Origin of the sequence: Xanthomonas sp. SHU 166 (assembly GCF_000364685.1) — a bacterium.
GTDB lineage: Bacteria > Pseudomonadota > Gammaproteobacteria > Xanthomonadales > Xanthomonadaceae > Xanthomonas_A > Xanthomonas_A sontii.
This window is the reverse complement of sequence record NZ_AQOJ01000165.1, coordinates 1-9,232: the sequence shown is the minus strand read 5'-3', so window position 1 is coordinate 9,232 and position 9,232 is coordinate 1. Positions and strand designations below refer to the sequence as shown.

Here is a 9,232-nt window from a genome sequence, read left to right as displayed (position 1 = left end):
GCCGCCAGCGGCACGCGCGGCGGCAGCCCGCGCACGGCCTCGGCGATGGCGCGGATGTGCGCCGGGGTGGTGCCGCAGCAGCCGCCGACCAGGTTCAGCAGCCCGGACTCGGCGAACTCGCGCAGCGTCGCCGCCATCTCCTCGGGGGTCTCGTCATATTCGCCGAAGGCGTTGGGCAGGCCGGCGTTGGGATGCGCGCTGACGTAGCCGTCGGCGATCCGCGCCAGGGTCTCCACGTGCGGCCGCAGGTCCTTGGCGCCGAGCGCGCAGTTCAGCCCCACCGACAGCGGCCGCCCGTGCGCGACCGAGGCGTAGAACGCCTCGGCGGTCTGCCCGGACAGGGTGCGGCCGGAGGCGTCGGTGATGGTGCCGGAGATCATCACCGGCAGGCGCCCGCCGCGCGCGTCGAACACTTCCTCGATCGCGTACAGCGCGGCCTTGGCGTTGAGCGTGTCGAAGATGGTCTCCACCATCAGCGTGTCGGCGCCGCCGTCGATCAGGCCGTCGATGGCCTCGCGGTAGGTGGCGCGCAGTTCGTCGAAGCTGGTGTTGCGGAAGCCGGGGTCGTTGACGTCCGGGCTGATCGAGGCGGTGCGGCTGGTCGGGCCGAGCACGCCGATCACGAACCGCGGCTTGTCCGGCGTCAGCGCTTCGACCGCGTCGCAGCAGGCGCGCGCGACCTGCGCGCCGGCCTTGTTGAGTTCGTAGACCAGGTGTTGCAGGTGGTAGTCGGCCTGGCTGATCGACGTCGCGTTGAAGGTATTGGTCTCGAGCAGGTCGGCGCCGGCATCGAGGTAGGCGCGGTGGATCTCGGCAATCACCTCCGGCCGGGTCAGCAGCAACAGGTCGTTGTTGCCCTTCAGGTCGTGGCCCTGCGGCGCGTGGTCGCAGCCAGGGCCGTGCACGTGCCCGGCCTGCGCGTCGTAGCCCTCGGCGAAGCGCTCGCCGCGATAGTCGGCCTCCTGCAGCCCATGGCGCTGGATCATCGTGCCCATCGCCCCATCGATGATCAGGATGCGCTGGGACAAGGCCTGCAGCAGCGCTTCGGCGCGCTGCGGGTGGAGCCATTGGAAGGCAGAGAGTGGGGAATGGGGAATGGGGAATGGGGGAGGAGCGACGGCGCTCATGCGACATCTCCTGCGGCCGCCTTGGCCTTGGCGGTTGCTTTTTCGATTCCCGATTCCCCACTCCCGATTCCCGGCTTCCCCGCAATCAACGAAATCACTTCGAAGTGCGGCGGGCGCTTCTCGCGGGTCACGGTTTCCAGGCTGGAGACTTCGAGCCCGGCCTTGCCGACGAACTTGCGCAGTTCCTTGGCCGAAAAGCCGAGGTTGACGTGGCCGTAGGCCTGCACCGCGGCCTTGTGCTCGTGGCGCGCCAGGCTGCACAGCAGCAAGCGGCCGCCCGGGCGCAGCACCCGCGCCGATTCGCAGACCGCCTGCGCCGGCTTGGTCGCATAGGTCAGGGCATGCATCATCACCACCAGGTCGAAGCTGGCATCGGTGAAGGGCAGGGCATGCATGTCGCCCTCCCGCACCTCCACGTTGCCGAGCCGGCGCAGGCGTTCGCTGGCCGCGGCCACCACCCGTGCGCTGGTGTCGATGCAGACGTAGCGGCGTGCGTGCGGCGCCACCAGTTCGGCCAGCACGCCGTCGCCGGAGGCGATGTCGAGTACATCGCCGGTCTCCAGCAGCGGCAGGGCGGTGCGTGCCAGCGCTTCCCAGGTGCGGCCGGGCGAATAGTGGCGCTCCATGTCGCCGGCCACCGAGTCGGCCCAGTTCTGGTCGGCGGCGCGGTTGGCCAGCACCGCGGCCACGCGCTCGGCGTCCTGGCGCAGCAACGGGTCGTCGCTGCCGGTGCTCAGCGCCAGCCACAGCGCGCGCTGGGCCGGGTCCAGCAGGGTCTCGTCGAAGCGATAATAGGCCGACACGCCGGCGCGGCGGTCGCGCACCAGCCCGGCCTCCTTGAGCTTGGCCAGGTGGGTCGAGACCCGCGGCTGCGCCAGGCGGGTGATGGCCGACAACTCGGCCACGGTCAGCTCCTCCTGTTCCAGCAGTGCCAGCAGGCGCACGCGGGTGGCGTCGGCGAAGACCTTCAGCCGGGACGACCAGTCCTCAAGATCCATAAATATCTTCCTATCGCGATATAGAGATATTTTGGTCCGGGCGGCGGTTCCGGTCAAGTTGCACACGCCGGCGTATGGTCGGCACGGCTACAATGGCCGGACCAATATGCCCGGGAGGGGTTCGACGTGGATTTCAGCTTTACCGAAGAGCAATTGATGATCCAGGACGTGGCGCGGCGCATCGCCCAGGAGCGCATCGCCCCCAGCGCCGAGCACCATGACCGTGCCGGCGAATTCCCGCTGGAGAACATCCGCCTGCTGGGCGAGAACGGGCTGATGGGCATCGAGGTGCCGGAAGAGTACGGCGGCGCCGGCATGGACCCGATCGCCTATGTGCTGGCGATGGTCGAGATCGCCGCTGGCGATGCGGCGCATTCGACCATCATGTCGGTCAACAACTCGCTGTTCTGCGCCGGCATCCTCAAGAACGGCAACGAGGAACAGAAGCAGAAGTATGTGCGCGCCATCGCCGAAGGTCGCGAGATCGGCGCCTTCGCGCTGACCGAGCCGCAGTCCGGCTCCGACGCCACCGCGATGCGGTGCCGCGCGGTGCGCCAGGACGACGGCAGCTTCGTCATCAACGGCAAGAAGAGCTGGATCACCTCCGGCCCGGTCGCCAAGTACATCGTGCTGTTCGCGATGAGCGAGCCGGACAAGGGCGCGCGCGGCATCACCGCCTTCGTGGTCGACACCGACAAGCCCGGCTTCCACCGCGGCAAGACCGAGCCCAAGCTGGGCATCCGTGCCTCGGCCACCTGCGAGATCGAGTTCCAGGACTACGTGGCCAGCGCCGACGAGGTGCTGGGCACGCCGGGCGAGGGCTTCAAGATCGCGATGAGCGTGCTCGACGCCGGCCGCATCGGCATCGCCTCGCAGGCGATCGGCCTGGCCCGCGCCGCCTACGAAGCCACCCTGGAGTACGTGAAGGAGCGCAAGGCGTTCGGTTCGCCGATCGGCGCGTTCCAGATGACCCAGGCCAAGATCGCCGACATGAAGTGCAAGCTGGACGCGGCGCTGCTGCTGACCTTGCGCGCGGCCTGGCTGAAGGGGCAGGGCCAGCGCTTCACCACCGAGGCCTCGGTAGCCAAGCTGACCGCCTCCGAGGCGGCGATGTGGATCACCCACCAGGCGGTGCAGATCCACGGCGGCATGGGCTATTCCAAGGAGATGCCGCTGGAGCGTTACTTCCGCGATGCCAAGATCACCGAGATCTACGAAGGCACCAGCGAGATCCAGCGCCTGGTGATCGCCCGCAACGAGACGGGGTTGCGGTGAGGCCGGGATTCGGGAGTCGGGATTGGGGATTGGCCGGTTCCCGAATCGGTTGAGGCATCAGGAGAAGCGGCCGCAAGGCCGCTTTTTCTTTTTGTGGAAAAGGGATGAGTGAGGTTCGGGCTGCAACGCGTCGGGACTGAAGTCCCTCCCACAAGGAGCGCTCAGCCTTCAAGGAGCGCTCCGCCTGCATGGGGTGTTGGGTCGCGCTTCCCGACCAGATTCCCGGACAACAAAAAGCGGCCTTGCGGCCGCTCTTTGTTTGCCTCTACAAGGCGGAAGGATCAAGTCCGAGAGGAGGATTCACGAATCCCCACTCCCGAATCCCTGGCTTTTCAGCAGCCGAATGGCTGCTCATCCCGGCGCCTCAGCGATCCGGCTGATGCCGCGCCAGGCCGGCTTCCTGCATCTGCATGAACTCCTTCGACGGCTCGTCCAGCTTGTCGCCGAGCATGCGCCGAACCATCACGAAGAACAGCGGGATGAACAGCACGCCCAGTACGGTGGCGAACAGCATGCCGCCGATCACGCCGGTACCGATGGCGTGGCGGGCGTTGGCGCCGGCGCCGGTGGAGATCGCCATCGGCAGCACGCCGAGGATGAAGGCGAACGAGGTCATCAGGATCGGGCGGAAACGCAGGTGCGCCGCCTCGGCCGCGGCCTCGCGCAGGGTCTTGCCCATCGCCCGCTGCTCCACCGCGAACTCGACGATCAGGATCGCGTTCTTGGCGGCCAGGCCGATCACCGTGATCAGGCCGATCTTGAAGTAGATGTCGTTGGGCAGGCCACGCAGCAGCGAGAACGCCACCGCGCCGAGCACGCCGATCGGCACCACCAGCAGCACCGACACCGGGATCGACCAGCTTTCGTACAGCGCCGCCAGGCACAGGAACACCACCACGATCGACAGCACCAGCAGCAGCGTGGCGGTGTTGCCGGCGATGATTTCCTGGTACGACATGCCGCTCCAGTCGAAGCCGAAGCCCGGCGGCAGGTCGTTGTTGACGATGTCCTCCATCGCGCTCATCGCCTGGCCGGAACTGCCGCCCGGCGCCGGGTTGCCGACGATGTTGATCGCCGAGTAGCCGTTGTAGCGGCTCAGCGACGGCGAGCTGTAGATCCAGTCCGAGCTCACCACCGTGCTCAGCGGAATCATCTGCGGCAGGCCGCTGCTATCGGAGGCGGTGCTGCTGGGCACGTAGAAGTTGCGCAGCGACTCCGGACCGGTGCGGAACGGCGCGTCGGCCTGCATGTTGACGCGCTTGATGCGGCCTTCGTAGAAGAAGTCGTTGACGTACACCGGCGCCAGCATCAGCTGGATCGACTGGTAGATGTCGTTGACCGACAGGCCCATCGACTGCGCCTGCACGCGGTCCACCTTCAACTGCAGCTGCGGCGAGTTCTCCAGGCCGTTCGGACGCACGCCGGCCAGGGTGTCCTGGCGCTGCGCGGCCTTGCCGAGCACGATGTTGCGTGCCTGCAGCAGGGCTTCCTCGCCCTGGCCGCTGCGGTCCTGCAGCCACATGTCGAAGCCGCCGAACTGGCCCAGGCCGTTCACCGTGGGCAGGTTGACCACGAAGATCTGCGCGTCCTTGATGCCGTAGAACATCCCGTTCAACTGCTGGATCAGGTCGCCGGCGGCGATGTCGCGCTCGTCCCAGGGCTTGAGCCGGATGAAGCCCATGCCCACGTTCTCGCCGCGGCCCAGGAAGCTGAAGCCGGCCACCTGCAGCATGCCTTCGACCGCCTTCTGCTGCTGCAGCACGCCGCGCATCTGCGCGAACACCTCGTTGGTGCGGGTCTTGGTCGCACCCGGCGGCAGCTGCACGATCGCCAGCGCGAAGCCCTGGTCCTCTTCCGGCAGGAAGCTGCCCGGCATGCGCGTGAACAGGAAGCCGCACAGCACCACCAGCAGGGCGAACACCGCCATCCAGCGCGGCGCGCGGCGGATGGTGTTGCCCACCGCGCCGACGTAGCGGTGCGCCAGCTTGTCGTAGTACTTGTTGAAGGTGCGGTAGACCCAGTTCGGGTTGTCGTTGTGGGTGGGCTTGAGGAATGCCGCACACAGCGCCGGGGTGAAGCTCAGCGCCAGGAAGGCGGAGAACGCCATCGACATGGCAATGGTGATCGCGAACTGCTTGTAGATCGCGCCGGCCGCGCCGGGCTGCATCGCCGACGGAATGAACACCGCCGCCAGCACCACGGTGATGGCCACCACCGCGCCGGTGATCTGGGTCATCGCCTTGTGCGTGGCCGCCTTCGGCGCCAGGTGCTCCTCGGACATGATGCGTTCGACGTTCTCGATCACCACGATCGCGTCGTCGACCACGATGCCGATCGCCAGCACCATCGCGAACAGGGTCAGCTGGTTGATGGTGAAGCCGATCGCCCACATGCCCAGGAAGGTGCCCAGCAGCGCCACCGGGATGACCAGGGTGGGGATGATGGTGGCGCGGAAGTTCTGCAGGAAAACCAGCATCACCAGGAACACCAGCACGATCGCCTCGGCCAGGGTCTTGACCACTTCCTCGATCGAGATCTTGACGAAGGTGGTGCTTTCGTACGGCGTGAACCAGGTGACGCCCTGCGGGAAGCTGGGCTGCAGCTCGTCCATCTTGGCCTTGACCGCCTCGGACACGCTCAGCGCATTGGCGCCCGGCAGCAGCTGGATGGCGAAGGCGCCGGTCGGCTTGCCGTTGTACTGGGTATCGAAGCCGAAGTTGGTCGGGCCGAACGCGACCCGGGCGACGTCCTTCAGCCGCACCACGGTGCCGTTGCCGTCGGCGCGCAGGATGATGTTCTCGAACTGCTCGGGCGAGGTGAAGCGGCCCTCGGCGCTGACCGTGGCGGTGAACGACTGGCCCTGCGGCGCAGGATCCGAACCGAGCGAGCCGGCGGCGAACTGCACGTTCTGCGCGCGGATCGCGTTGTACACGTCGCTGGCGGACATGTGGTAACCCTGCAGCTTCTCCGGGTTCAACCAGATGTCCATGGCGTACTCGGCACCGAACTGCTGGGTGCTGCCGACGCCGGGCACGCGCGAGATCTGTTCCAGCACCCGCGACCCGACGATGTCGTTGAGCGCGTCGCGGTCGATCGACGGGTTGTCCGAACGCAGCGCGATCACGCTGAGGAAGCCGGCGTTGGCCTTGGCCACCACCACGCCCTGCGCGGTCACTTCAGAGGGCAGACGCGGGGTCGCCAGCGACACCTTGTTCTGCACCTGCACCTGGGCGATGTCCGGGTCGGTGCCGGTCTCGAAGGTCAGGGTGATGGTGGCGCTGCCGCTGGAGGACGACGACGAGCTGAAGTACAGCAGGTGGTCGATGCCGGTCAGCTGCTGCTCGATGACCTGGGTAACCGAGCGTTCGGTGGTGCTGGCGCTGGCGCCGGGATAGGTGGCGTTGACGGTGACCTGGGGTGGGGCGATCGAGGGATACGACTCGACGCCGAGATTGAGGATGGCGATCACGCCGCTGAGCGAGATCAGGATCGCCACCACCCAGGCGAAGACCGGGTGTTCGATGAAGAACTTAGGCATGGGGGGAGTCCGTTACTGCTTCGGCTGGTCGGAAGGCGAGGCGGCGTTCGGCGCATCGCCGTGCGCTGCGCCCTGCGCCGGGGCGGCGCCCTTGGCCGGCGCCGCGGCGCCCTGGGCACCCTGGCCGGGCGCTGCGCCGGCACCCGGGCCCTGGCCCTGGGCGGCGGCATTCGGATCCCAGGGCTTGGCCACGGCCGGTGCGCCTTCCTTGACCTTGGGCAGGCCGCTGACCACGACCTGGTCGCCGTTCTGCAGGCCGCCGCTGACGATCCACTTGTCGCCCTGCTGGCCGACCGTGGTCAGGTCCTTGCGTACCACCTTGCTGTCCTTGCCGACGACCAGCGCATAGGCGCCCTTGGCGTCGCGCAGCACGGCCGCCTGCGGGATCAGGTACACGTCCTTGCGCTGGCCCAGGTTGGCCGAGAAGCTGACGAAGGCGCCGGGCAGCAGCACCCGGTCCGGATTGGGCAGCAGCGCGCGCAGCGTCACCGAGCCGGTGCTCGGGTCGACCGCCGCGCCGGAGAAGTCCAGGGTGCCGGCATGCGCATAGGTGCTGCCGTCGCCGAGCTTGATCTGCACGGTGGACTTGTCCTCGGCGTTGAGGGCGACGTTGCCTTCGGTCTGCGCCTGGCGCAGCTGCGCCAGCTCGTCGGAACTCATCGAGAAGTTGACGTACAGCGGGTCCAGCTGGTCGATCGTGGTCAGCAGCGTGCTGTCGCCCTGGCCGACCAGCGCGCCCTCGGTGACCTGCTGCTTGCCGGCGCGGCCGGCGATCGGCGCAGTGACGGTGGCGTAGCCGAGGTTGATGCGCGCGGTTTCCACCGCCGCACGGGCCTGCTGCACCGACGCGGCGGAGCTGCGTTCGGTGGCCTCGGCATTGTCCAGGTCGGACTTGGACACGTAGGCCTGCGGCGCCAGGCTGCGCGCGCGGGCGGCGGCGGCCTTGGCGTTGGCGTAGGTGGCTTCGGCCGCGGCCAGCTGGCCCTGCGCCGAGGCCAGGGTCGCACGCAGCGGCGCCGGGTCGATCTGGAACAGCGGCTGGCCTTCCTTGACGTCGGTGCCTTCGGTGTACAGGCGCTTTTCCAGCACGCCGGGCACGCGGGCGCGCACGTCGGCGCTGCGGAACGCGGACAGGCGGCCGACCAGTTCGCGCTCAAGCGGCACGGTCTGCGGCTGCGCCTGCAGCACGCCCACTTCCGGCGGCGGCATGGCCTGCTGCTGCTCCTGTTTCTTGCAGGACGCCAACACCACCACGACGGCGCAGGCCAGGGCGAGAGAACGCAACGGGGAGGTCATCGGGTGGTACTCCGGTCTGGTTTTGTAGAAGGAAGGAAAGGGGCGGCGGCGAACGCGCGCAAGAAGCCGTCCACGGCGAACTCGGCCCAGGCGCGCTGCGCGGCGGCGTCGCCGCGATGCGCGCTGTGAAAGCGCTGACGCTCGAAATCCATGCCGACGATCATGCTCAACAGCAGCTCGGCCATGAAGTGCGGATCGTCATGCCGGAGCTGGCCGCGCGCCATGGCGCCGCGCAGGCGCTCGCTCAGGCGCTGCATCAGCGCGCCTGCGCTGTCGCGGAACATGGCGCGCGCTTCTTCGGGGAAGTGCCGCGACTCGGCGGCGATCAGCTGGCAACTCTGCAGCACACGCGGTTCCGACAGCTGTTCCAGGTACTCGCAGGCGAAACGCAGCAGGCTGCCGCGCAGGTCGTCCTGCACCGGCTCCAGGTGCGCGGTGGCCAGGTCCAGGTGATCCTGCATCGCCCGCCGCAGCAGGCCCTGCTTGCTGCGGTAGCGGCTGTACAGGGTCTGCTTGGAGCAGCCGGCACGTGCCGCCACTGCATCCATGCTCAGGCCCATGCCTTCCTCGGCCAGCAATTCGCGCACGGCAGCGTACACGCGCTGGTCGCGCGCCTGGCGCTGTGCGGCGGAGGCGAGGGGAGTGCTCATCGATTGTGGACTATACCGTCCAGTTTAGAATTAGAACAGCCTTGACACAGGGGTGTTCTTGCTGACAACAGCGTGGCCGGCAAAGCATGGTGACCGCCGCGTGATGATGGTGTTGCGGTCGCTTTGCGCGATCTGGCGCGTCGCCGCGGCCGCTCCATTGGTTTGCGATGCAGCAAGGTAGTTGAACGGAGCACCGGTACAATTCCGGCTTTCCCATCGAGCATCGTTGCTGCTCTCCGTCATGAAACCCAAACACGCCGCTTCCCGTTCCAAATCTTCGGCCGCCACCCGCACCTCCGCGACCCCGTCCGCCACCAAGCCGGCCAAGGCGCCTGCCAAGACCAAGGC

Annotated in this window: 7 protein-coding genes; 1 reads left to right on the top strand and 6 read right to left on the bottom strand. The window is 67.8% G+C overall.

The window, feature by feature from the left end:
* Together D180_RS06130 and D180_RS06125 are read right to left on the bottom strand one after the other, a co-directional pair.
* On the bottom strand, positions 1–1,127 hold a 1,127-nt coding region (locus D180_RS06130; protein WP_051064782.1), incomplete at its 3' end, for a homocysteine S-methyltransferase family protein.
* A complete protein-coding gene (locus D180_RS06125) occupies positions 1,124–2,125 on the bottom strand; it encodes a metalloregulator ArsR/SmtB family transcription factor (protein WP_017912095.1) in 1,002 nt (333 codons plus the stop codon). The genes D180_RS06125 and D180_RS06130, both read right to left, overlap by 4 nt.
* A 126-nt stretch (positions 2,126–2,251) precedes the next feature.
* Here D180_RS06125 and D180_RS06120 point away from each other — a divergent pair, with 126 nt between their 5' ends.
* Positions 2,252–3,400, top strand: a complete 1,149-nt coding sequence (locus tag D180_RS06120) for an acyl-CoA dehydrogenase family protein (RefSeq protein WP_017907602.1) — start codon at positions 2,252–2,254, stop codon at positions 3,398–3,400.
* A 364-nt stretch (positions 3,401–3,764) separates the two neighbouring features.
* On the opposite strand, the gene D180_RS06115 is transcribed toward D180_RS06120, so the two are convergent.
* From D180_RS06115 to D180_RS06100, 4 genes are all read right to left on the bottom strand, one after another.
* Entirely contained in the window at positions 3,765–6,938 is a 3,174-nt protein-coding gene (locus tag D180_RS06115) for a multidrug efflux RND transporter permease subunit (RefSeq protein WP_017912093.1), read from the bottom strand.
* 12 nt (positions 6,939–6,950) lie between these two features.
* Positions 6,951–8,234 carry an efflux RND transporter periplasmic adaptor subunit gene (locus D180_RS06110; protein ID WP_017907604.1) on the bottom strand — a complete coding sequence of 428 codons (1,284 nt, stop codon included), beginning with the start codon at positions 8,232–8,234 and terminating at the stop codon, positions 6,951–6,953.
* On the bottom strand, positions 8,231–8,884 hold the full coding sequence (locus D180_RS06105; protein WP_017907605.1) for a TetR/AcrR family transcriptional regulator: 654 nt from the start codon (positions 8,882–8,884) through the stop codon (positions 8,231–8,233). Before D180_RS06105 ends, D180_RS06110 begins: the two co-directional genes overlap by 4 nt.
* 30 nt (positions 8,885–8,914) lie before the next feature.
* Positions 8,915–9,232, bottom strand: a 318-nt coding sequence (locus tag D180_RS06100) for a hypothetical protein (RefSeq protein WP_043090554.1), incomplete at its 5' end; no start/stop codon positions are given.